21 protein-coding genes are annotated in these 22,810 nt (G+C 43.0%); 9 read left to right on the top strand and 12 right to left on the bottom strand.

Annotated elements, in window-relative coordinates:
* Nucleotides 1-230: 230 nt before the first annotated feature.
* Both gap and tkt read right to left on the bottom strand, forming a co-directional pair.
* Entirely contained in the window at nt 231-1,238 is a 1,008-nt protein-coding gene (gap, locus tag WCP75_RS02315) for a type I glyceraldehyde-3-phosphate dehydrogenase (protein WP_336276639.1), read from the bottom strand.
* Nucleotides 1,235-3,241, bottom strand: coding sequence for a transketolase (tkt, locus tag WCP75_RS02320; protein ID WP_336276640.1), 2,007 nt, complete (start codon nt 3,239-3,241; stop codon nt 1,235-1,237). The genes gap and tkt overlap by 4 nt, the downstream gene beginning before the upstream one ends.
* A gap of 296 nt (nt 3,242-3,537) precedes the next feature.
* On the opposite strand from tkt, the gene WCP75_RS02325 reads away from it, so the two are divergent.
* Nucleotides 3,538-3,813 (top strand): DUF4164 domain-containing protein, encoded by a 276-nt coding sequence (locus WCP75_RS02325; RefSeq protein WP_336276641.1) that lies wholly within the window; start codon nt 3,538-3,540, stop codon nt 3,811-3,813.
* 12 nt (nt 3,814-3,825) lie between these two features.
* Nucleotides 3,826-4,203 (top strand): cell division protein ZapA, encoded by a 378-nt coding sequence (locus tag WCP75_RS02330; RefSeq protein ID WP_336276642.1) that lies wholly within the window; start codon nt 3,826-3,828, stop codon nt 4,201-4,203.
* A gap of 75 nt (nt 4,204-4,278) precedes the next feature.
* On the opposite strand, the gene pyk is transcribed toward WCP75_RS02330, so the two are convergent.
* A complete protein-coding gene (gene pyk / locus WCP75_RS02335) occupies nt 4,279-5,715 on the bottom strand; it encodes a pyruvate kinase (RefSeq protein ID WP_336276643.1) in 1,437 nt (478 codons plus the stop codon).
* The gene (locus WCP75_RS02340; protein WP_442894941.1) at nt 5,712-6,245 is read right to left on the bottom strand and encodes a DUF1036 domain-containing protein; all 534 of its coding nucleotides are present in this window, start codon (nt 6,243-6,245) and stop codon (nt 5,712-5,714) included. The genes pyk and WCP75_RS02340 overlap by 4 nt, the downstream gene beginning before the upstream one ends.
* Before the next feature lie 669 nt (nt 6,246-6,914).
* Here WCP75_RS02340 and WCP75_RS02345 point away from each other — a divergent pair.
* Nucleotides 6,915-7,172, top strand: coding sequence for a DUF2312 domain-containing protein (locus WCP75_RS02345; protein WP_336276645.1), 258 nt, complete (start codon nt 6,915-6,917; stop codon nt 7,170-7,172).
* On the opposite strand, the gene WCP75_RS02350 is transcribed toward WCP75_RS02345, so the two are convergent.
* From WCP75_RS02350 to WCP75_RS02360, 3 genes are all read right to left on the bottom strand, one after another.
* Nucleotides 7,169-9,001: an ABC-F family ATP-binding cassette domain-containing protein gene (locus tag WCP75_RS02350; RefSeq protein ID WP_336276646.1), complete on the bottom strand. Its 1,833-nt coding sequence runs from the start codon at nt 8,999-9,001 to the stop codon at nt 7,169-7,171. The genes WCP75_RS02345 and WCP75_RS02350 overlap by 4 nt on opposite strands.
* Entirely contained in the window at nt 8,998-9,414 is a 417-nt protein-coding gene (locus tag WCP75_RS02355) for a YMGG-like glycine zipper-containing protein (protein WP_336276647.1), read from the bottom strand. The genes WCP75_RS02350 and WCP75_RS02355 overlap by 4 nt, the downstream gene beginning before the upstream one ends.
* Nucleotides 9,415-9,509: 95 nt before the next feature.
* Entirely contained in the window at nt 9,510-10,154 is a 645-nt protein-coding gene (locus tag WCP75_RS02360) for a thiamine diphosphokinase (RefSeq protein ID WP_336276648.1), read from the bottom strand.
* A 260-nt stretch (nt 10,155-10,414) separates the two neighbouring features.
* On the opposite strand from WCP75_RS02360, the gene WCP75_RS02365 reads away from it, so the two are divergent.
* Nucleotides 10,415-11,809, top strand: a complete 1,395-nt coding sequence (locus WCP75_RS02365) for a M48 family metalloprotease (protein WP_336276649.1) — start codon at nt 10,415-10,417, stop codon at nt 11,807-11,809.
* Between the two features lie 137 nt (nt 11,810-11,946).
* Here the strand turns inward: WCP75_RS02365 and WCP75_RS02370 are convergent, their stop codons facing one another.
* Nucleotides 11,947-12,858: an RNA polymerase factor sigma-32 gene (locus WCP75_RS02370; protein ID WP_336276650.1), complete on the bottom strand. Its 912-nt coding sequence runs from the start codon at nt 12,856-12,858 to the stop codon at nt 11,947-11,949.
* 583 nt (nt 12,859-13,441) lie between these two features.
* Here WCP75_RS02370 and WCP75_RS02375 point away from each other — a divergent pair.
* The 3 genes from WCP75_RS02375 (at nt 13,442) to WCP75_RS02385 (ending at nt 16,265) form a co-directional block, all read left to right on the top strand.
* A complete protein-coding gene (locus tag WCP75_RS02375) occupies nt 13,442-15,007 on the top strand; it encodes a hypothetical protein (RefSeq protein ID WP_336276651.1) in 1,566 nt (521 codons plus the stop codon).
* A gap of 21 nt (nt 15,008-15,028) precedes the next feature.
* Nucleotides 15,029-15,367: a ferredoxin FdxA gene (fdxA, locus tag WCP75_RS02380; protein ID WP_336276652.1), complete on the top strand. Its 339-nt coding sequence runs from the start codon at nt 15,029-15,031 to the stop codon at nt 15,365-15,367.
* 313 nt (nt 15,368-15,680) lie between these two features.
* On the top strand, nt 15,681-16,265 hold the full coding sequence (locus tag WCP75_RS02385; protein WP_336276653.1) for a CarD family transcriptional regulator: 585 nt from the start codon (nt 15,681-15,683) through the stop codon (nt 16,263-16,265).
* Between the two features lie 444 nt (nt 16,266-16,709).
* On the opposite strand, the gene rpmF is transcribed toward WCP75_RS02385, so the two are convergent.
* On the bottom strand, nt 16,710-16,889 hold the full coding sequence (gene rpmF, locus WCP75_RS02390) for a 50S ribosomal protein L32 (RefSeq protein WP_336276654.1): 180 nt from the start codon (nt 16,887-16,889) through the stop codon (nt 16,710-16,712).
* A 309-nt stretch (nt 16,890-17,198) separates the two neighbouring features.
* On the opposite strand from rpmF, the gene WCP75_RS02395 reads away from it, so the two are divergent.
* Nucleotides 17,199-18,101 (top strand): polyprenyl synthetase family protein, encoded by a 903-nt coding sequence (locus WCP75_RS02395; protein WP_336276655.1) that lies wholly within the window; start codon nt 17,199-17,201, stop codon nt 18,099-18,101.
* Nucleotides 18,102-18,167: 66 nt separating this feature from the next.
* On the opposite strand, the gene ispG is transcribed toward WCP75_RS02395, so the two are convergent.
* Nucleotides 18,168-19,409 carry a flavodoxin-dependent (E)-4-hydroxy-3-methylbut-2-enyl-diphosphate synthase gene (gene ispG / locus WCP75_RS02400; protein WP_336276657.1) on the bottom strand — a complete coding sequence of 414 codons (1,242 nt, stop codon included), beginning with the start codon at nt 19,407-19,409 and terminating at the stop codon, nt 18,168-18,170.
* A 222-nt stretch (nt 19,410-19,631) separates the two neighbouring features.
* Between ispG and WCP75_RS02405 the strand changes: the two genes are divergently transcribed.
* Nucleotides 19,632-19,769 carry a hypothetical protein gene (locus tag WCP75_RS02405; RefSeq protein WP_336276658.1) on the top strand — a complete coding sequence of 46 codons (138 nt, stop codon included), beginning with the start codon at nt 19,632-19,634 and terminating at the stop codon, nt 19,767-19,769.
* Nucleotides 19,770-20,132: 363 nt separating this feature from the next.
* Here the strand turns inward: WCP75_RS02405 and WCP75_RS02410 are convergent, their stop codons facing one another.
* Both WCP75_RS02410 and WCP75_RS02415 read right to left on the bottom strand, forming a co-directional pair.
* Nucleotides 20,133-21,137, bottom strand: a complete 1,005-nt coding sequence (locus WCP75_RS02410; protein WP_336276699.1) for an HlyD family secretion protein — start codon at nt 21,135-21,137, stop codon at nt 20,133-20,135.
* 44 nt (nt 21,138-21,181) lie between these two features.
* Nucleotides 21,182-22,807, bottom strand: coding sequence for an MFS transporter (locus WCP75_RS02415; protein WP_336276659.1), 1,626 nt, complete (start codon nt 22,805-22,807; stop codon nt 21,182-21,184).
* Between the last annotated feature and the right edge of the window lie 3 nt (nt 22,808-22,810).

Consider the following 22,810-nt stretch of genomic DNA (forward strand, 5'->3'; position numbering starts at 1 on the left):
GCTCCCTTTTCACTTTCTGTTGTTTTTGGCAAACATACATATGTTGCCTTCTTTTTACCCAAGATCAAAGAGATTAGCTATATCTCGCGATCCTTCAATTTTTATTTTACCAATCTGCTTTTCCAAACAGCATTCTCTCTTATGCATGGGAGGAAACCTCCGCGCTTATTTTCCTCAAAAGAGCGTGATTCAGCTTTCTAATGCGAAAGGGGGACCAAACACTCTTTTTCTTATATGGTTTTGGCAAAAGCTACAGCAGTATCAGCCATACGATTCGAAAAGCCCCATTCATTATCGTACCAAACCAAAACACGACAGAGCCTACCATCAATCACTTTTGTTTGATCATTGTGAAAAATGGCTGAATGCGGGTTGTGATTAAAATCACAACTGACGAGCTTTTCCTGCGTATAGTCCAAAATACCATTGAGCGGTCCTTTTGCAGCTGCGCAAATAGCCTCATTAATTTCCTCAATGGTTGTGGAGCGCTTAGCTGTGAATGTCAAATCAACGGCAGAAACATTGGGGGTTGGAACACGAATCGACACGCCATCAAGCAACCCTTTTAATTCTGGTAAAACCAACCCCACAGCCTTCGCCGCTCCTGTTGAAGTGGGGATCATAGAGAGAGCTGCTGCGCGTGCGCGATAAAGATCACGATGCATCGTATCCAACACGGGTTGATCCCCTGTGTAAGAATGAATCGTTGTCATGAAGCCTCTTTCAATTCCAACTGCATTATGCAACACTTGCGCGACCGGCGCTAAACAATTGGTCGTACAAGACGCATTAGAGACGACCTGGTGCTGTTTTCCCAAGGACTGATGATTAACTCCGTAGACTACCGTGAGACACGCTCCCTCTGAAGGTGCAGAAATAAGAACACGCTTTGCACCCGCATCAATGTGAGCGATTGCCTTTTCACGCGCAGTAAAAACGCCCGTGCATTCCAGAGCTATATCAATATCCAAAGCTTTCCAAGGCAACTGTGCTGGATCACGCTCTGCGGTCACCTTTATTGAACCATAGCCAATATCGATCGCATCACCAACTGCCTTAACAGCCCCAGGAAAACGACCATGAACGGAATCATAACGCAACAAATGGGCATTCGTCTCCACTGAGCCTAAATCATTAATTGCCACGACCTCAATATCCTGCCTACCACTTTCCATAATAGCACGTAAAATATTGCGCCCGATACGGCCAAACCCATTAATTGCAACACGAACAGTCATTTCACACTTCCCTTATCCATCTTCTCAAGTTCCTTTTTGACGGTAGCTACCACATTTTCACAGGTAATACCAAAATGCTCGTAAAGCGCTTCCATCGTCCCACTTGCACCGAATCCGTCCATTCCAATAAATATACCCTCATTGCCAATGAAACGATCCCATCCTTGCCGAACAGCGGCCTCAATTGCTACTTTAACTGGTGCATCACCAATTAACGCACGCTGATAGGAACGAGACTGTCCGGCGAATAATTCAAAACAAGGTACAGAAACTACACGCGTTGGTATGCAATTTTTTTCCAATACAGCATGTGCCTTTACCGCGATATGCACTTCCGAACCAGAAGCAAACAAAGTAACTTTAGCATCATCATTCGCTGTCAATAATTCGTAAGCGCCCAACATACATAAATTTTCTTCCTCATAATCTTGACGCAAAAGCGGCAAATTTTGTCGGCTCAGAGCCAAAGTAGAAGGTGTTTTTCGCGCCCCCAAAGCCAATTGCCAACATTCTGCAGTCTCTACAGCATCGGCAGGACGGAAAACAAAATGGTTAGGAATAGCACGCAATGCAGCCAAATGCTCCACTGGTTGGTGAGTGGGACCATCTTCTCCGAGACCGATTGAATCGTGAGTCATGACATAAATGACCCGTAGTCCCATGAGAGAAGACAAACGCATCGCGGGTCGCATATAATCAGAAAAGCACAAAAAGGTTCCTCCATAAGGAATAAAACCGCCATGAAGGGCGAGACCATTCATCACTGCGCCCATAGCGTGCTCGCGGATCCCATAATGCAGGTAACGACCTGAAAAATCACTGGCAGATATTGCCTTCATTTGCGTACTTTTTGTATTATTAGACCCAGTTAGGTCAGCGGAGCCACCTATGGTCTCCTCAACAACTTCATTGATCACCTCAAGAACCATTTCTGAAGCTTTACGTGTAGCGACAGAAGGATGGTCTTCAGCCAATTGTCTCTTGTAAACATCAATAGCGCCGTCAAACCCTCCAACGAGGTCACCCCGCATTACCCTTTCAAACTCCACGCGCTCCAATACTGGTAAATTGGCCAAGTGGGTTTCCCATTCTTGGCGCTTTTTTGCAGCATTTAGTCCTGCTAAGCGCCAATTATCAAGAATGTCAGCTGGGACGATGAAAGGCTCAGCATCCCACCCCAAAGCGACACGTGTCAAAGCAATTTCCTGCGCTCCCAAAGGAGCTCCGTGAGCTTTACTGGTTCCTGATTTATTTGGAGCGCCAAACCCAATGATTGTTTTGCACGCGATCAATGTCGGCTTGCTGGAAGACCGTGCTGTATCAAGGGCGCGTGCAATTGCCGCCTGATCATGACCATTGACTTTGATTGTATTCCAGCCAGACGCTTTAAAACGCGCTATCTGATCTGTACTATCGACGAGAGAGACCTCTCCATCGATCGATATGTTATTATCATCCCACAATACAATCAGTTTGTTTAATTTTAAATGTCCAGCAAGAGAAATCGCTTCTTGAGAAATACCTTCCATGAGGCATCCATCACCAACCAATGCATAAGTGTAATGATTGATTAAATCGCCAAAACGTGCGTTATGCAAACGTTCAGCAAGGGCCATTCCTACGGCATTAGCCAACCCCTGTCCAAGAGGACCAGTCGTTGTTTCAATCCCTGCAGCGTGCCCATATTCCGGGTGACCTGCAACTTTTGATCCGAGTTGACGGAAATTTTTAAGGTCTTCGAGAGAAATGTCCTCATAACCAGAAAGGTACAATAAAGCATAAAGCAGCATAGACCCATGCCCCGCTGATAAAACGAAGCGGTCACGGTTGTGCCAATGAGGGTTTTTAGGATCATGGGCGAGGAACTTTGTGTAAAGAACAGTTGCAATATCAGCCGCCCCCATCGGTAAACCAGGATGACCCGAATTTGCTTTTTCAACCGCATCAATAGCGAGAAAACGGATAGCATTAGCCATCTGATTTTGTCGTTCAGTATTTGTCATGAATGATAGACCATTTTATTAGTTTTACTGTTTTTTTCAAAAGTGCCTCAAGAAGTACTGCTTAACTCGACCAGATCTTCAAGCTTATAACTCTTAATTACCCAATTAAGTGCCTTCACAGACGTCCCGCGTATATATCATTTATGACAATGATTTTAAAAAATCCAGCCTTTAATTAACATGTGTCCCCTGCTTTGCTTGCCAAAATCTCTTACATACTTAAAAGTAAAATAAAAGATTCGTTTTTGAACACAGGGCTGATATAAGAACATAATCAGTCAAAGGATATAATCACTATGAACCAAGAAACTACGGTTCTGCCACACGCCTTGGAAAAATTGGAAAAAGCACTCAGAACCTTGGAGATCGCTGTTGTCAACCGCAATACCGTTCTTGATAAAAGTAACGAGTGGGAAGAAGAGATTCAACGAATGAACGCTGATCGCAGCCGACTAGCTCAAGCGCTTGACAAAACAGAAGCCCGTATAGAACGGCTAGAAGCAGTTAATAAAGATGTTTCCAACCGGCTCATTAAAGCAATGGAAACGATTCGTATCGTAATTAGTAGATAGGGACTTGAACGCATGGAAACCGTTTCCGTCACCATTGATGGTAGAGTTTATCGTATAGCCTGCAATAAAGGACAAGAACAACATCTTACGAGACTTGCAGCGCAATTGGACCAGTATATCACACATCTCAAAAAAAATTTTGGCGAAATAGGTGATAACCGTTTATCGATCATGGCTGGTATTATGATTATCGATGAAATGGAAGAAATAAAACGAGAAAATAAAAAATTGCAGGAAGAATACGATACTCTTTTACGGCAGCACAATGAAAGAGATCGTACCATGAATAAAATTATGAGGGATACAACCGAACGAATTGAAAAGCTTACCGATCAATTGCTTAAAAATAAGCAAAGTGATGTAATTTCTGAAGAAAAGGAAACAACCTAGCTCCGCCCAGGATTCTACGAGGAGCATTGACGCCACTCTCGGTAGCAAGCGGGATTGTGTAAACTGCAGCAGGTGTTAGACACCTTTTGTTCCGTCTTGAGAAACAGAAGCAATACGCAATAAATTTGTAGCACCGGGCGTTCCAAGCGGAACTCCCGCCGTAACAAGAAACCGATCCCCGCCACAACAGAAACCTTCTCGAAAAGATATTGCTGCCGCACGGTCGACCATATCCTCCAAATCACGAGCATCTTCCGTAACCACACAATAAAGCCCCCAAACCAAAGCCAATCGCCGCGCTGTTTCTACGATTGGTGATAGTGCAATAATTGGTCTATTAGGGCGCTCACGTGACGCGCGTACTCCCGTTCTACCCGAAGCTGTGTAAGCGACGATCACTGCTAATTGAAGTGTTTCAGCAATTTGACGCGCAGCAAGAGAAATTGCATCTGTTCCTGTCGACTCTGGAACAAGGTGCTGTGCACTAATCATGGCCGCATAATTAGGATCTTGTTCAATTTGACGCGCAATTCGGTCCATCATTAACACAGCTTCTTCAGGATAGAGGCCAGATGCAGATTCAGCAGACAACATCACAGCGTCTACACCTGCGTAAACAGCTGTAGCCACATCAGAAACTTCCGCTCGTGTTGGAACAGGTGAAGCAATCATTGATTCAAGCATTTGCGTAGCTACCACAACAGGCTTTCCTGCCAGACGACACGCTTTTATAATATCCATCTGGATAGCAGGAACTTTCTCCAATGGCATTTCCACACCGAGATCCCCTCTCGCAATCATGATACCATCGCAAATATTAATGATCTCTTCTATGTGCTCCAAAGCCTGGGGTTTTTCAATCTTAGCCATCAAAGATACTTTGCCTTTTGTCAGCTGACGTACTGCCGTAATGTCTTCGGGACGCTGAACAAAAGAAAGTGCAACCCAATCAACCGGCTGTTCTAAAATAGCTTGCAAATCGCCTTGATCTTTTAGTGTTATCGAACCAAAAGGCAAAACTGTATCGGGAAAACTTACCCCTTTTCGGTCAGCAATATAGGTACCGGCAACAACGCGACACTGGACATAATGACTATCACACTCTTCAGCACGCAGTTCCAGTTTTCCATCATTAATCAACAACCGATCCCCTGGTTTTACGGCTGCAAAAACGTCTCTGTGTGGAAAAAAAACACGCTGTGCATCACCAAGAACATCGCGATCATCTAACGTAAAGCTTTGCCCAACAACCAAATTCTCCTGTCCTTTAGAGAAACGGCCAATCCGCAATTTTGGTCCCTGTAAATCCACAAGAATGCCGATCGGTCGACAAACAGTTTTTTCGATATCGCGTATCTTCTTTACCAAATCGCACATCATTTCACGATCAATGTGCCCCATATTAAGCCGAAAAACGTCTGCTCCTGCTGCAAAAAGCTTTTCGATCATCGAGACGGAAAAAGAAGAAGGACCAAGAGTAGCGATAATTTTTACTTTGCGTGCATATTTCACGGCGGAGAAACTCCTGGAAAAGCGGAAGAATGCAGGACCGAATCATCAAACAAAGATTTATCAGTCAACTGCACTATCCAACTGGTCTGATTGCCTGTATCGATTTCTTTAAATCCCGCCTTTTGAAAACCTCTGGCAAAACAATCATGGACTCCCTGGATAACAAACTGGCTATCTTGTACACACATTGTCACGGGACCCAGCCAGCCACCTTTTTTTTGTGCACCCTCTGCATAAAAATAATAAAATCGCGAAGACAGAGCGCCTTCAATTAAAGTTTTGCACCCCGCATCCGGGATAACCCACCATCCCTCACTTACCCAACCTGAAAACGCGCGATAGCCAATAGCAACACCAACAGGCTGCTGCGTCGTATTACAAACTCGGAAATCCGCTTTTGCACAATTAACAAACAAAATGGAGAGAAGAGAACCCAGGAGGAAAGTTTTATATCTTCTCAGAAACACCCATTCCCATTCTTTGGAAACCACAAAAACACCCTTATGACGTAAACTACAAATAGAATATATACCTCTTTTTTTGCTTTTTTTAAGGTCCCTTGTATACGTGCGCAAATACATTCTGCATTTTTTGCTTTTCATTACCCTTTTGTCAATGTGTGTATTACGAAATTTAATAGCATATTTTTTATTTCATAGCTCTACACATTCGTTAATTATCGGCTTAAAATACAATGAAAGCAGAAAAATTTGATGCGTAACAAAAATTTTGTGTAAATCTTGATCAGTATCAAATAACAATTGTGAAGCTTAATCTCATTCATAAAATGCTAAAAATCCACCCACAAAATTAAAATATTCTCCTTCATATTTATTTTAGAAATTTATTTTAGAAGGTGGAGCTGTTCTCTCTGAGTATTAGTAATTTGAGCGGACATAAATTATTTCGAGGTACATTATTGATTGATTTAAACAAGGAGAATGAACAATTGCTAAGATTTTAATTTTTTCAGTTTGAGGCTTTCTGGCAGTCATCTCATCGATATGCTAGAGAATCAATGAGGAAAACTATCTTATGTCATCGTTACTTTGATTATAAAAGCCCATGAGAATTCTATTGTCAGTCTAAAGGTTGATTATAAAATTATACAGCTTGATTTATTTTCTGTTTTTCAAATATCCCCAACGTGAATTTATAGCAAAAAACAGCTTTAAACATATAATCTGGAGAAAAATACAATGGACGCAGTGACTGATCAAACACATGCCGTATCTGCAAATCAATTACGCGCTTTCATCGAACGTATAGAACGATTAGAAGAAGAGAAAAAAAATATTTCTGACGATATCAAGGAGGTTTATACCGAACTTAAAGGGTCTGGTTTTGACAGCAAAGCTGTGCGGAACATTGTGCGGTTGCGTAAAAAAGAAGACCATGAACGACTCGAAGAAGAAGCAATCATCCAGCTTTATAAAGATGCACTCGGTATGAGTTAGCGCGAGCGCGCTTCCTCTTCTATTTCTTCGCGTAAAAGCTCAAGATTTAACCATTCTTCTTCTTTTTGCATGCAAGAGTTTTTCTTCTCATCCAGCGCTGTCGATAAACGCTCAAAATGATTTTTGTTGCGGCAGTATAGTGCTGGATCAGAGAGTTCTCGTTCGATTTCTTTAATTTCATTCTGCAAAGCTGCAATTTGTTCAGGCAGTTTTTTCAGTGCATAAACCTGCTTGTAAGACAACTTGCGTTGTGCTTTTTTTTCTGGAATAGAAGTTTGCTTTATACGGCCCTGTGCGCAGAGATCTGGCAGCTCTTTACGTTGCAATGGCGTGTCTTGTTTGCATTGTGCCATCATATCACTATAGCCTCCAGCATACAAAATCCAACGACCACCTCCCTGCGGCGCTAACATGTGAGTCACCGTTCTGTCTAAAAAATCCCTATCATGGCTAACCAACAACACTGTTCCAGCAAAATCGGCAACAAATTCTTGCAACAAATCTAGTGTTTCCATATCTAAATCATTGGTTGGTTCGTCAAGAACCAAAAAGTTTGCAGGTCGTGACAGAAGCCGAGCAAGCATTAGGCGCGCTCTTTCTCCGCCTGATAATTCTTTGAGTGGTGTGCGCGCTTGCTCAGGCAAAAACAAAAAATCTTTCATATAGGAAACAACATGCCGCTCTTTTCCATTGATTAAAAGAGTATCTCCTCTACCACCCGTTAAATACTGCGCTACAGTTTCCTCTTCACTTAAAATACGCTGTTGATCAAGCAGTGCCGTAGATAGGTTGTGTCCATATTTGATTGTCCCACTATCGGCTGCTTCCTTTCCAATAAGAACGGAAAGCAATGTTGTCTTTCCTATGCCATTGGGACCAACCAAACCAATCCTATTACCGCGCTGAATGCGCAAAGATAAATCTCTGACAATTATATGATCGCCATAACGTTTTGAAATTTTCTTTGCTTCAATCACTAATTGACCAGAATCATGACTTTTGGCAGCCGAAAAAAGCGCACTTCCTAAAGGGCCTTTATGAGTTTTTTGTGCTTCTCGCAATTCTTTTAGAGCCCCCAGACGCCGTACATTACGTTTTCGCCGTGCTGTTACTCCGTAGCGCAACCATTGTTCTTCACGTGCAACTTGCCGAATTAATTTATGCTGTTGCAGAGCTTCTTCTTCCAGGGCCTTATCACGCCAACTCTCGAACTCTGAGAAGCACTTTTCCAGCCTCTTTACCACACCCCGATCAAGCCATACCGTTGAACGCGTAACATTTTCTAAAAATCGTCGATCGTGTGAAATCACCAAAACTGCCGAACGCAAAGAACGCAGTACACTTTCAAGCCATTCAATGGTTGGTAAATCAAGGTGATTGGTCGGTTCATCCAAGAGAAGAACATCTGGTTTCACAGAAATTGCCCGCAATAACGAAACGCGCCGTTTCTCACCACCAGAAAGCGTTGTTAATTTTTCGGCTCCTGAAAAACCAAGATCCTGGAGAAGAATATTTATCCATTGCGCGTCAGGTGCATTATCAAAACCTGCTTCCACATAAGCGCGAATATCCTGATCTCCATCTTCTGAAAAATCAGAATTTTGTGGCACATAACGTACCGTCACCCTAGGATGACAGAAAACCTCCCCCTCACTCGGCTCTATCATCCCAGCGGCAATTTTCAATAGCGTTGACTTTCCACAGCCATTGCGCCCCACCAACGCGGCACGCGCACCCTGCTCTATCGATAAGCAAACCCGATCGAGCAAGGAAACGGTTCCGAAGTTTAAGACAACGTTATCGAGCCGCAAAAGCGGCACTGCTGTCAACGTCGATGACAAGGTGCTTGATACAAGACACCCCCTCTACCTTGATAAGTACACAACTGGGGTGTCCGAATCTGAATCTGTTGCGTACAAGGAGCCTGGTAAGTACGCCCCCACTGCGTGCGATAAGTGCACATTGGCAGTTGCTGAGACAGGATGTGATGGCGAGCTATAGCATCTTTTTGCTGTTTTCTCTGATTTGCAGCAACACCTGTTACTGTCCCCGCGAAAGCACCAACCGCCGCACCAGTAAGCGCCGAATTTGGAGTACTTTCACCGATTGCTGTTCCTGCTAAAGCGCCTAACGCAGCCCCTCCAACACCATAACGCGCAACACGCTGTTCACTCGCAGTGCAAGCTGCCAAGCTCACACCTACAGCTAATACAGCTGCCGCTTTTAAAATTGATTTTAACATGTACAAAATCTCTCCTTTGAAGACAAAAATTATAAGGTGTACCGCTTATATCAGCACCAGACTACTGCCCCCTCCTCATCTCTCACACGCAAGCTCTAAGGGCTTGGTGGAACAGGTACAGACGCTAACAATATAGCTTTTCCAAAACACAGATGACAAGAAAAAGTTCCACAAATACGGTTAGAAAGTGTCAAAGAGGACCCGAAAAACACATTTCTCCTTTCGATTGGCCATCTCACCCCCGATAAAGTTAATCCCTGCAGATCAGAAAAGCCAATGATACTGAAAAGACAACCATCAGGTAGGTCACACGAAAAGGGCCCGGGCAAGATAGGCCACCCTTCTTCATCACCGCTGGTTAACAACGTTGGGACACCTGTTTCTTCCAGCACAAGTGCTTGTGTCATATGGGAAAGGTTATGATCGATCCTATCACCCCCAAAAGCACCACATAAAATGAGCTTTTTAGCGCCCCTTTGCAAAGCTTTCTCGCACGCTAGTGCACTATCAGTCATATCTTTATCGGGAGGATAAACTTCGCGGGGAACACCGCTATATTTACGTGTTAAATCATAATCAGATGAATCAAAGTCCCCTAACCACAACTCAGGCATCACATTCAGCGCAGACGCATGACGCATTCCACCATCTGCGGCAATCACTCGGCTATCGCGAATTTGGTTAAGCAAGCGATCGGTGACACAAATGTCCCCATTTAGCAATATTGTAAACGTTGTCATGACATATTGTACCTTTCGTAATGCTTTCTTCCGTATTATTTTTTATGATTAATCATTATGATACAATCAGAGGGATCTTTCCTAACAAGCTCGTTCAATTAAAAATTACGCACAAATCTATCCGACGCTTCCACCAATGAGAGAGGTATATAGTGACCAGGAGCATCAAATTATTTCGGCGAATATTTCTTTCTCGTGCCAAAACCTGCAAAGCACATTGTAATTGTATAAGCTTGGTGCTTCTTCTTTCTGCCTGTTACATGCCCTTTCCCCAAAATGATATGCCTTCTTCTTCGAACTCTTCCAAAGAGATCAAACGCACCAGTAGAAACGATGCCTACGCAACATTAGGTGCTACACAACATCCGCGTATTTTGCAAACATATGGAGGTGCGTATCATGACCCCAAGCTTGAACGCATGTTGGGAAAAATTATGTGTAAATTGGCTGCTGCTTCACAAAACTTTGACCGAGATTATCATGTTACGACCTTGGATTCGGAAAGTGTCAACGCGTTCGCCATGCCGGGCGGTTATATCTACATAACACGCGGCATGTTGGCGCTAGCTAATGATTCCGCGGAAGTCGCTGCGATCCTAGCCCATGAAATAGCACACATTATAGCCAATCATGGCGTTTTGCGCCTACAAAAAAAAGCAGAATTAAGGCTAGCAAACCGCAATTCTCAAGATTTGTCGTCACATCCTGGGGTTAGACACCAAAACACTATCGAAGACAAGCAGCAACTGGCGCAGTTTTCGCGTAATCAGGAGCTGCAAGCAGATTCAATAGCGATCGAAATGCTCAACAGCGCTGGATACGATCCATTTGCATCACCGCGCTTTTTACGTTCACTGGAAGCCTATAGCGCTTTCAGAAGTGTGCCGGGCACCATGAACGCTTCATTAGATTTTTTGGCAACACACCCAACGACCCCACGGAGAATTCATCTCGCTATAAAAAAAGCGCGTGAAATCCGTACACAAAATGCCAAAATTACGGGTCGCGACAATTTCCTAGACAGCATTGATGGTATGATTTTTGGTGGAAATTTTCGTGAAGGTTACGTCCGCGAAAATCGGTTTATCCATCCACAACTTGGCGTAACTTTTTCTGTTCCAGCTCATTTTATAATAACCAGCTCATCCAACGTTTTTTCGGCAAGTAGCCCAGACAAAATTGCAGTTCGTTTTGATGCTGTCCCACTTTCCGCCAACATGTCTGCAAGTGATTACTTGAAGAGCGGGTGGATTCTGGGATTGGATGAATCATCCGTACATCCAATCACGATACAAAAACTTCCTGGGGCTCGTGCCCGCGCTGCTAACGAACAGTGGCAATTTGATGTGGTGGTGATTGTGTTCAAAAATCATATCTTTCGCTTCTTTACTGCCGCACCTCACCACTCCCAAAATTTCGAAACTGTTGCTAAAACGATCATCCAAAGCTTTCATCTCCTCTCACCATCACAATTAAACAGGCTGAAACCTTTGAAAATCCGCATTGTCCGCGTTAAACAGGGGGAAAGCGTCGCAAGCCTTGCCCAAAAGATGCAAAATACAACACACAAAGAGAGACTTTTTCGCGTTCTTAATGCACTCTCATCGACCCAAACTTTACACGTAGGCGAACGCGTCAAAATTATATCTGAATAAGAAAATACCACCCAATTTCCTGGGTCCCTGATGCCCCCCGCTACCCTGACTACATCCCCGCGCTGGCACGACTACATCCCGCCTCCACCTGTACAGGTGAACTCTTTCGTTTCGCGCACAAAAATCCCCAAAAGCGCTTATACCTCATAAGCCTCTAGTGGATTGGCGCTAAGCAACGCAGAGCGCAATTTTTGCAGAGCACGTGCTTCGATTTGACGCACTCTTTCCTTCGATATCCCCAATTTTTCACCCAAAACTTCTAGGGTAGCGCTTTCCTCGTTTAAGCGACGAAAACGTATGATTTCTAGTTCCCTTTCATTGAGAATTTGTAACGCCTCATAGAGCCATTGTGTACGTCTCTGACCGTCAATAACCTGCTCAATTAGAGCATCTGGAAGTGGATTTTCATCCACGAGAGCATCCATTTTAGCAACAGAATTTTCACTAGTGTCAGAAACAGAAACGCTTAATGAATTATCCGCACCAGAAAAACGAAAATCCATCGTTTCGACATCGCGAACTGAAACGCCAAGCTTTTCGGCTATTGTGCGAAAAATATCTTGCTTCGTCAGGGCGCTATCATCTTGCACCAATTTAGCTCGTAACCGACGGAGATTAAAGAAAAGCGCTTTCTGTGAAGAACTGGTTCCTCCCCGAACAATTGACCAATTTCGCAGAATATAATCCTGGATAGAAGCACGTATCCACCATGTTGCATAAGTCGAAAAACGGACCTCCCGATCAGGCTCAAAGCGCGCAGCCGCTTCCAGTAGACCCACATAACCCTCTTGGACTAAATCCCCTAAGGGCATTTTGAAACGCTTGAAACGGTTGGCAATCGCAATCACCAAACGCATATGAGCCGCTGCAATTTGATGCATAGCTTCGTCATCGTGTTTATCTTTCCACCGCAGAGCTAAATCATGCTCTTTTTGCCGCTCAAGATAGGGCGCTTGCATGGCAGAACGCATCATATTGCGTCCCAAGCTTTTATCCGCATCGCCATAATTTTTACCGTTTTTATAAACAGCACCTACAAGATTACTCATCAATAACCCCTTGCGATCAAAATTACTAAAATTAACTTGGCAATGACACCACCGTTCTCTCCAAAAAGAACGTAAAAGTTGTTTATTTTATAATCGCTACTTTAACGTGTATTTTTATAATCGCAATTGTTTTTTTATTGTGATTGTAAAACTTACTACTTTTAGGTGTAAATAAACTGCTGAAACAGCCGCAATGCAGACATTTCCCTCAGATTCTTCAGGATCCACCGGAGGGCTTTTCCCCCATATCTTCGTTACACAAACAACGGAAAACCACGCGACCCGCGAAAGCACGCCCACCCTATTTGACGAGCAATTGACCTATCTCTTGGAACGAATAATTGACTTTATGTTTCCAACTTCTAATACTTTTTATTTTTAATTGCAACCAAAGAGTGCAATATATAAAAGACAACCAAAATAAATAAATAAAAGTCCCAAAATAAAAGTGGCAAAAAGAAGTATCAAAAAACAACAAGAATGATTGAAGCAAGCACAACAAACGTGCTAAGGGAACAGCACAATTCATAGAGTTGTCAGGGATAAGCGTTTTACTGATACGGTGCTGAGAAAGAAAGCGATCATGGATAGCAAGATTATTCAACAGGGTGATGTTCTTCAGGATGATATTCTTATTGAAAGACAAGGAAGTGGCAGATTCGAAGGTTTTCGTTTTTATGCCCAAAATAGTGAGACTAATCAAACGAGTGATGCGCAAAATCCGGTAAATGACGAAAACTTGGTTACAGCCTTCGTAAAGCGTGCAGCGCGTTTTTGCGCTTCCGCGAACGGGGATTTCACGCTCGGTTCTGACGCAATTGTGCGCTGGACCGGCCAGCCAGTAGGAAAATTAGCCGCAACAGAAGATTTTCTAAAGCCGAAACTTATTCTTTTGGCAGATTCTCAATTAACGGGAGAAGCTCATGAAAAGGTCGTACAGCGCTTAGAGCGTTTTGTAACCTTTCATTTTGAAACAGCCTTAAAACCACTATTTGACTTGTATAATGCTGACAGTTTGACGGCTTCAACTAGCGGCCTTGCCTTACAGCTTATTAAATCTTTAGGAATTTTACCTCGTCGAGAAATTGCTGAGGTTGTCAAGAATCTTGACCAGGAATCGCGGGCAGTGTTACGTAGACTAGGTGTTCGCTTTGGAGCTTTCCACGTCTATGTCGCAGCAATGCTTAAACCGGCTGCGGCTCAAGCTATCACACTTTTGTGGAACCTCCAAAATGGAGATAAAGACCAAACAGGCTTGGATGAAGTTTTAGCCGCCTTGGCTGCAGGTCGGACTTCCCTTGTCGTTGATCCCACTTACAACCGCCAGTTTTATCGATTAGCTGGTTATAGAATTTTGGGACGACGTGCCGTACGAATTGATATTTTGGAACGCCTTGCAAATCTGATCCGTTCTGCCTTGCACTGGAAACAGGGAGATACACCAAAACCTGATGGTGCATACGATGGAAAGAGTTTTTTTTCTACACCGACCATGATGTCTATTCTTGGTGCTAATGCAGATGATATGGAAGAAATTCTCAAGGGACTTGGCTATCAATCATATCCGTGCAGCAGTGCCACTTTTGAGCAGAATTTACTCCAAGGTGGTGTCTCCATTCATACGCACACAGCAGTAGAAAAAAAGGTTCCCGCAGCAGAATGCGTCGGTTCTCAATGGCAAGAAACGGATACAATAAAAACTGCCGAAGAAAAAACACAGGACCTACTTGCAACCGCTGAAAAACCACTCCTCGCGGCAAGCCCTTTACCTGAAGCAGAACTCGTAGGCAACTTTGCAAAACAAAGCACGGGAACGAAAGATAAGGTTGTTTTACTATGGCGTTATAATCATCAGTTTAACCACAATTCTCATAAAAACCGCGGTAAACCTGAGCGAGGATGGCAAAATAAAAATAGGAAAACTTTTCAGAAGGACGGCGATGTGGGTGAAAACACCTCCAAAAAGGCGAAATCGCGCACTCAATGTTCCCTAAACCCCAATAGATCCTACAAAAAACGTCAAAATCATGAGTCATATCAAAAGGAAAAACTTCCTGATCTTGATTCTCCTTTTGCAAAATTACTTGCGCTGCGCGATCAACTCAAAAATAAAAAAGATGCACGCACACCTCCGCACAAGGGGCATTAAATTGAAAAATGGAGTTTGATCTTGGCCTATGTAGTAACCGACAATTGCATTCACTGCAAATATACTGATTGTGTTGATGTCTGCCCTGTTGATTGTTTTTATGAAGGTGAAAATATGCTTGTCATCCACCCTGATGAATGTATCGATTGCGGTGTCTGCGAACCAGAATGTCCGGCAGAAGCCATTAAACCTGATACAGAACCAGGGCTAGAAAAATGGCAAGAACTCAATCTGCATTATGCAACAAAATGGCCGAATTTAACAACCCGAAAGGACCCTCTTCCTCAAGCGAAAGAAATGGATGGAATTCCTAATAAATTAGAAAAATATTTCTCAGAAAATCCCGGAAGTGGTGAGTGAACAGTCGCACAATTGTGGGTAAATTGCGTGCCTGCAAAAGTTTGGACTCATTCTATGCAAAATTAAAAAATTCCAGGCGAACTGATTGATTTTTTTAATTTTCAGTGTTACTGTCGGGGTGGTATAGTTATTTTTCTAAGTGTTTTTCTTTGCTTTTTTGATTATGGAGCGGGGTGTCTTTTGTCACGTTTAAAAGTTGTCAACTTTTACGCTCGCTGAATTAATGTAATATACTTGGTAAAGAATGTTTGGCCTCAGGCTTTGAGCCTGCTTTTTGGCACACTTATTAGTCATAAAGGGAGTAAACTCAGATATGGCATCCCCACACAGCAATTCTTCCAACGCTAAAGGATTCTCAACATCTGAATATATCGTCTATCCTACCCATGGAGTGGGGCAGATTATAGCGATCGAAGATCAGGAAGTTGCAGGGCATAAATTGAAGCTTTTTGTTATTCATTTTGCTAAGGATAAAATGGACGTCAAGGTGCCGATTGCAAAGGCTATTTCTGTTGGAATGCGCAAGCTGTCTGCTGTTGATTCTGTCGAACGCGCGCTGAAAATTTTGCAAGGTAAAGCACGAATTAAACGGACTATGTGGTCGCGTCGTGCCCAAGAATATGACGCAAAAATTAATTCGGGAGATCTCATCTGTATCGCTGAGGTCGTGCGTGATCTTTTTCGATCGGATATACAGCCGGAACAGTCCTATTCTGAGCGTCAGCTTTACACAGCTGCTCTTGAACGGATGGCTCGTGAAATCGCGGTTATTAATAGTATGTCTGAAACAGAAGCTATTAATCTCATAGAAATGCATCTCTCTAATAGATCAAAGCGTGAATTTGAAGCGGGGGTTGATAATTCTGATGCAAGCAGCAACACTGTCTACGCTGCATAGTATAATGGGCAGAGCAATCTTAACGGAGAGACTGGATTGATCATCCAGCGGTTTTGTTGTGGTTGGTTGTGAGCTTTTGTGTACAGAACAACTTCCGAAAAAAATAGCAATGAACGTTAGGTGCCAGTAAATTTGAGTGCGTTATTTCGCGTTTTCTCGTGGAATTTCGGGATATCGCATCACCAAGTCCACACCCTGGAGGGGTCTCGTTTGGGGGAGCCGTTAAATTAAAAAATCGGCTCCGCAAGAACCATCGAGAGTAGCCTACCTTTAAAAATGCGCGAAATGTCGGCAAAACCTCCCCACCCGCAGCCAAAAACCCTCTCGTTTTAGCGGATAAGAGACACTGTCAAAATATACATTAAGGTAGAAAAGCTCTCACCCATCTTAGCACTGAAAAATAACCGCCTGTAATCCCCGCTACTTACGAAATAAGCTACAATTTTAATCCTTCGCAGGTAAAACAAAACGTCCGCGATACATCCCAGTTTTCAGATCAATATGGTGAGGACGACGGAGCTCGCCAGAACTTTTATCTTCGACATAAGTTGGCGCTTTTAGGGCATCAGCTGAGCGCCGCATACCACGCTTCGACGAAGAGGTTTTTCGTTTAGGTACAGCCATAAGAGGATACTCCGAATCAACTAAAAAACAGGCGGCATCACGAATGACACGACCTCATGAATAATCACAAAATTAAGCCTGATCATACACTGATTAAAGCCAGGTGACCAGACTTTCACTAAATTTTTATTTGGCTTTAACGTTAACTCAATGCATACAATGTAAACGTAAAAAGGTAAACCGTTATTTTAATAAATATAGGTTCAAGCATATGCAAATTAATCTAAGATGCGAGACTTCAATCTTCGTGCTCTTAAATTTTGGAGCCTGATTTCTTTCGTACATAATGCAGCGATACAAGGAGCGATAATGCACGAATTTGCTACCCTTCTTGCAGAATACGGGAACACCATTGAAAAGCGACTGGATACACTGCTAAGTAATGAGGTCCAAAATGGTGAAATTGCTCGTCCTGAAATCTTAATTAAAGCCATGCGTCACGGTGTGCTGAACGGTGGTAAGCGTTTGCGTCCTTTTCTTGTAACTCAAAGTGCCGCGCTTTTTGATATTCCTGCCAAACATTCTCTCGATGTTGCAATAGCTCTAGAATGCATCCATTGTTATTCGCTCATTCATGATGATCTCCCCGCCATGGATAATGACGTACTCAGGCGTGGACAGCCTACTGTTCACGTCGCATTTGGTGAAGCTACAGCAATTTTAGCAGGAGATGCCCTCCTCACTTTTGCTTTTGAAATTATCGCACATAAAGCGCGCACTCTTCCCCTTGAAACCAGAGTAAATCTGATCACGTCACTTGCACAGTCAGCGGGAGTTGGTGGTATGATAGGTGGACAAATGCTCGACCTTGAGGCAGAAAAAAAAAACCACAACAGCAATGACATCGTAACTCTGCAACGCATGAAAACAGCTGCCCTCATAAGCTTTGCCTGTAAAGCTGGAGCCATAATCGGTGGTGCCTCAAAAACACTAACCCAAACACTCGCCGATTTCGGCACATATATTGGGCTTGCGTTTCAATTAACAGATGATTTGCTAGATATTACCTCTAGTACAAAAATTTTAGGGAAAACCGCACAAAAAGACGAGAAAGCACAAAAAGCGACATTCGTCCGTCTTTATGGTGTACAAGAAACAAAAGCGAAGCGGGACGAGCTCATAGCTAAAGCAGAAAAACTGCTAAGTCCCTTTGGTGCCAAAGCAAAACTGCTCAAGCAAGCAGCCCATTTCATAGCAAAACGCCGAAACTGACCGCCTGCCTGCACCTAAAACACCAAAACATGAGCAATGCTTAAAGCAAAAAATACCCGTTTTATTTCAGCGCTGTCCAAAACGCGTATGAATATAATCACTCAATATCACTTCAAATTCCTCAGCAATATGATCACCTCTTAAAGTCTTCACTTTTTTTCCGTCAACGAAGACAGGTGCAGCCGGACTCTCACCCACTCCAGGCAATGAAATCCCGATGTCAGCATGCTTTGATTCCCCCGGCCCATTGACGATGCACCCCATCACCGCAACCTTTAGCCCTTCAACACCCGGATATTTTTTACGCCATATCGGCATATTCTTGCATAAATCTGCTTCAATTTTTTGTGCTAATTGCTGAAAAACCGTCGAAGTTGTCCGACCGCATCCTGGGCAGGCAGCAACAACGGGCAAAAACTGCCGAAATCCCATAACTTGTAAAAGCTCCTGGCATACCCTCACCTCCCGTGTCCGATCTCCACCAGGCTCGGGAGTTAATGAAATGCGTATTGTATCCCCAATTCCTTGCTGTAACAAAATACCCAAAGCAGCAGAAGATGCAACAACGCCCTTTGTTCCCATCCCAGCTTCGGTTAATCCCAAATGGAGAGCATAATTACAGCGTTCTGCCAAAGTGCTGTAAACAGCAATAAGGTCTTGCACACCGCTCATTTTTGCAGAGAGAATAATTTTATCACGTCCCAATCCTATTTCTTCAGCCGAAGCGGCCGAACGAAGAGCCGACTGAACAACAGCTTCCCGCACAATTTCCACGACAGGAAGAGGATTTTCCTGTTGAGCATTCTCATCCATAAGTCCTGTCAACAACACATCATCGAGAGATCCCCAATTCACACCAATTCGGATAGATTTATTATACCGACAAGCAATCTCAATAATTTCAGCGAACTGGCGATCCTTCTTCGTGCCAAAACCAACATTTCCAGGATTAATTCGGTATTTTGCGAGCGCCTCAGCGCACGCTGGATTTTCTGACAAAAGCTTATGCCCAATATAATGAAAATCTCCCACCAACGGTACAAATATACCCAGGCGTTCTAATCGCTCGCGTATCTTTGGCACTGCAGCAGCTGCTTCAGAACGATCGACCGTTACCCGAACCAGCTCCGAACCTGCCTTCCAGAGAGCAGAAACTTGTGCAACCGTTGCATCAACATCGGCAGTATCTGTATTAGTCATCGACTGAACAACTATCGGATTATTCCCACCGACAATCACACCACCGACCGCAACCGCAACAGACCGGTGACGCTCAAAAGGCTTAGATAAATAATATACAGCGCTCATAAAATCCCTAAATTTTTAAAAACTGCGTTTCAGATTATCATGTTTGCAGCGACACTCAAATAAGAATACAATTTTTTAAAATGGATCGAAGAAAATTGCCTCGCCGAGCAGAAGTCCCCGATACCATTCGTAAAACAGCATAACCGATGCAACTTTTTCATTGTCCATTCGTTATAAAGAGAATCCGAGCATAGTCCCGACCCCCGTAAGGTAGTATGCGGTATGGAGGAATCAATAGATGTGTCCATTTTCACCTCAAAGGCTAAAGTCGGAAAGCGCATTGCACAATTAAAAAATGAACTCACGCCAATCCATCATCGACATTTTCACGGTAGCAGCTTTGGTATGGTTAAAACATAAAAGAAAAAATGCTCTCACGCACTTTATTGTCTAAACCAATACGGTATACAACGCCAAAAGAAGAAGAAAAAGAAAATCTTGAGATAAGTTCTCGAAGGAACCCCTAGGATCATTTCAGTGGGCTTTTTTTGAGCATGAAAAAGCCAAAAAAAAGCCGCTACAAAATTCTCCAGCGCTCGCTTTGAAGCGGGCTATTTTTGTATCTTAGAAAAAATACCACTAAACATAACAACCTCCGCAAATCAAAAATAGAGGTAGTAATCCAAAATCTTCGCCATCACAAACCAAACGAAGTCTTCCAAAGTAAAAGCCCACTTACTGTAAGCAAAGGGAATAAAAATAAGATTTAAAAGAACCAAAACTTTAACCTCCAGAAATAGCTTGTGAAGTATCTACATATGTAACCACGGACATTCCTGGAATGAGCTTTTCAACCCCATCCTGTCCAGGATCTAAAGAAATACGTACCGAGATACGCTGAGCAATCTTTATAAAATTACCGATTGTCGTATCTGTTTTTAGCAATGAAAATTCTGAACCCGTAGCAGGTGCGAAACGATCCACCCGCCCCGTTAATTTTTTATTGTTTAACGCATCAACAGAAAAAACAACCGGCTGTCCTACACGCATTTGGGAAAGTTGTGTTTCTTTGTAATTGGCAATAATCCAAATGTCATCAGAAATAACCGACACCAGCCGTGTACCGGGCAAAACATATTGCCCTACTCTAGCACCAACCAACCCAACGTGACCTGTTCCGGGAGATACAATCTTAGTGTGCTTCAAGTTAAGCTTAGCCAATTCGACACCAACTTTTGCTCCATCAACCTCAGATTGTAAGCTTTGCCGCTCAAGATTCAATTGCTTTTGTAATTGGCGTTTTGTCTCAAGTGTTGCCAATAATTGCGAAAGAGAACGAGAAACTGGACTTGAAACATCATCAAAGCTATGCTTTCTATTTCCAGGAAGGGCATTGGGAAATCTCTGAGAACGCGCCAATTCAATTTCCGCGACGTTAATTTCTCCCTGTAAAATCTGATCCTGCAACACGATACTTGCAAGCTTTGCGTTTTTTGAATTAAGGACTGCCCGTGCTTGCGCGAGTTGTTGTTGAAATAGGGAATCATCAAGTTCAAATAAAAGCATCCCCTCTTCAACTTTTTGATAATCTTGCACATAAATCCGAGAAACTACACCAGAAATCTGCGGGCTTACTAAAGTAAGATGACCTTTAATCGAAGCATTATCCGTTATCTGAATTGCACTAACGAAGGGAGGAAGCTTCCAGGCCCATAAAATCAGTAAAATACCGACAGCACCCGACAAGAACGCTATAATCGTTCTCTTTGACCTCAACGTTCTTATCATCTTTAATGCTTTCATCATTCTTACCCCTTTTGATGAATGTCACTCTATTTTTTGAGTGCTATCAAAGAACATGATTTTAAGAATACTTTTGCAAATAAAATAGCAAATACAACCGTTGCCATGTAAAAATACAGCCGAAAAACATCATTATAGGCGAAAATATTTGCTGTTAATTTTAATTTTCCAACAAGATCAGGTATCATATACCCATCTGCTGAAGCAGGAGAAGCTAAAATATCATAAGAAGATGAGAACAAAGCATCCATCTCGCCTAAAATAAAAGGATCTGTAACAATGATATTTTGCGTTAATTTTTCAAAATGCGTGTGAGCGAAAAAAAGCTGCAAACTGCCAAAAAAAGCCGAACTCATTAATCCCCCAGTTACCTGCGTCAGTAAAAAAATCGCAATAAAGCTTAAAACGTAACGGGGTCCCCTTTCGTTGGAAACTACAAATCCATTAAAAAGAGCAGGAGGTAAAAAAAGTGCATAACCAAGACCGATCAGCCCTTGACTCAGCATCATATCTTCTGGACGTGTAAATCGGCTTACGTAACTGTCTAAATAAGACCCGATTGCCAAGCAGCTCAGAGATACGAGGTAGAAATAATCTTCACGACCTGCTCGTAAAAAAGATACACAAATAGCTCCCCCTAAAATGGTACCGAACGTAACCGCAAGATACATGGGCCTCATCTCAGAATTTAACAAACCGAAAAGATTAAAAAACTCTGGTGCTAAAGTTGAATTTTCCAACAAAAAGACGCGAAATGCCAACAAAATAAGAACAGGCTGCACCATCTCTTTACTAAAAAGCCAGCGAAAATCAATTAACGGTTTTTCTCTATTAAGCTCGAGGACAACCGCAGCAACCAAAAACGAAATAACAAGGACAAACCCCCAACCAATCCACGGAACTTCATACCACCAGTATAATTTACCGACGGACATAATCACCGCATTTAATCCAAGACCAAATGCAATCAAACCGTAGCTTACCCAATCTAATTTTGCAATAACCTTGCTGCGTTTAACGGGGGTAAGTGGAAGGGCAAAAATACACCCCAAACCAATAAGGACTAATCCCATCTCCATAGCAGAAAGACTAAAAAATCCCCCATTTTTCAGCAAATTAGGCGAAATCAAATGAGACAAGGGCACCGCCAAATTTGCACTTGTATAGTTTAAACTGATACCGACAGTGAATTTTTTTTCTGGTGCAAAAGCCTCCATCATGTAAAGAAGCGCAAGCGAAGCCAAAGGCGCCGCAGCAATACCGGCAAAAAAGCGGATGATTAGCGCAGAACGCAAATCCGTCACAAATAACTGCAAAACGCAAACGAGAACAAATCCAAGGATTGACAACTCAGCAAAAGCACGCAGTCCAAAATGGTAGCGAATTTTGATCAACATGATCGCAACACTGACGTTTGGGGCCATATAAGCGGCAACAAGCCACATAGTTTCGGTTATAGTCGCGTGAAAGTCCCCGGTGAGCTGCACGATATTGGACTGAACAATATTCGCACCCAGACCATAAGCCCATTGCAAAATAAAAGAAGCAAAAATATAGATAAAACACTTCGGTAAAGGTCCCGCAAAAACGTTGCCCGGATTGGGAAACGGTCCAGCATGTTTAGCAGACACAGCCGATTTTCTCTTACCGCTCATGTC

This window comes from Bartonella numerosa (assembly GCF_037070845.1).
Lineage (GTDB): Bacteria > Pseudomonadota > Alphaproteobacteria > Rhizobiales > Rhizobiaceae > Bartonella.

What these genes read in the sequence shown, in the direction of transcription:
- gap (WP_336276639.1), bottom strand. Translation starts at nt 1,238, where the DNA reads ATGACTGTTCGTGTTGCAATTAATGGGTTTGGCCGTATCGGGCGCAAT.
- tkt (WP_336276640.1), bottom strand. Translation starts at nt 3,241, where the DNA reads ATGACAAATACTGAACGACAAAATCAGATGGCTAATGCTATCCGTTTT.
- WCP75_RS02325 (WP_336276641.1), top strand. Translation starts at nt 3,538, where the DNA reads ATGAACCAAGAAACTACGGTTCTGCCACACGCCTTGGAAAAATTGGAA.
- WCP75_RS02330 (WP_336276642.1), top strand. Translation starts at nt 3,826, where the DNA reads ATGGAAACCGTTTCCGTCACCATTGATGGTAGAGTTTATCGTATAGCC.
- WCP75_RS02345 (WP_336276645.1), top strand. Translation starts at nt 6,915, where the DNA reads ATGGACGCAGTGACTGATCAAACACATGCCGTATCTGCAAATCAATTA.
- WCP75_RS02355 (WP_336276647.1), bottom strand. Translation starts at nt 9,414, where the DNA reads ATGTTAAAATCAATTTTAAAAGCGGCAGCTGTATTAGCTGTAGGTGTG.
- WCP75_RS02360 (WP_336276648.1), bottom strand. Translation starts at nt 10,154, where the DNA reads ATGACAACGTTTACAATATTGCTAAATGGGGACATTTGTGTCACCGAT.
- WCP75_RS02365 (WP_336276649.1), top strand. Translation starts at nt 10,415, where the DNA reads ATGCCCTTTCCCCAAAATGATATGCCTTCTTCTTCGAACTCTTCCAAA.
- WCP75_RS02370 (WP_336276650.1), bottom strand. Translation starts at nt 12,858, where the DNA reads ATGAGTAATCTTGTAGGTGCTGTTTATAAAAACGGTAAAAATTATGGC.
- WCP75_RS02375 (WP_336276651.1), top strand. Translation starts at nt 13,442, where the DNA reads ATGGATAGCAAGATTATTCAACAGGGTGATGTTCTTCAGGATGATATT.
- WCP75_RS02385 (WP_336276653.1), top strand. Translation starts at nt 15,681, where the DNA reads ATGGCATCCCCACACAGCAATTCTTCCAACGCTAAAGGATTCTCAACA.
- rpmF (WP_336276654.1), bottom strand. Translation starts at nt 16,889, where the DNA reads ATGGCTGTACCTAAACGAAAAACCTCTTCGTCGAAGCGTGGTATGCGG.
- WCP75_RS02395 (WP_336276655.1), top strand. Translation starts at nt 17,199, where the DNA reads ATGCACGAATTTGCTACCCTTCTTGCAGAATACGGGAACACCATTGAA.
- ispG (WP_336276657.1), bottom strand. Translation starts at nt 19,409, where the DNA reads ATGAGCGCTGTATATTATTTATCTAAGCCTTTTGAGCGTCACCGGTCT.
- WCP75_RS02405 (WP_336276658.1), top strand. Translation starts at nt 19,632, where the DNA reads ATGGAGGAATCAATAGATGTGTCCATTTTCACCTCAAAGGCTAAAGTC.
- WCP75_RS02410 (WP_336276699.1), bottom strand. Translation starts at nt 21,137, where the DNA reads ATGATAAGAACGTTGAGGTCAAAGAGAACGATTATAGCGTTCTTGTCG.
- WCP75_RS02415 (WP_336276659.1), bottom strand. Translation starts at nt 22,807, where the DNA reads ATGAGCGGTAAGAGAAAATCGGCTGTGTCTGCTAAACATGCTGGACCG.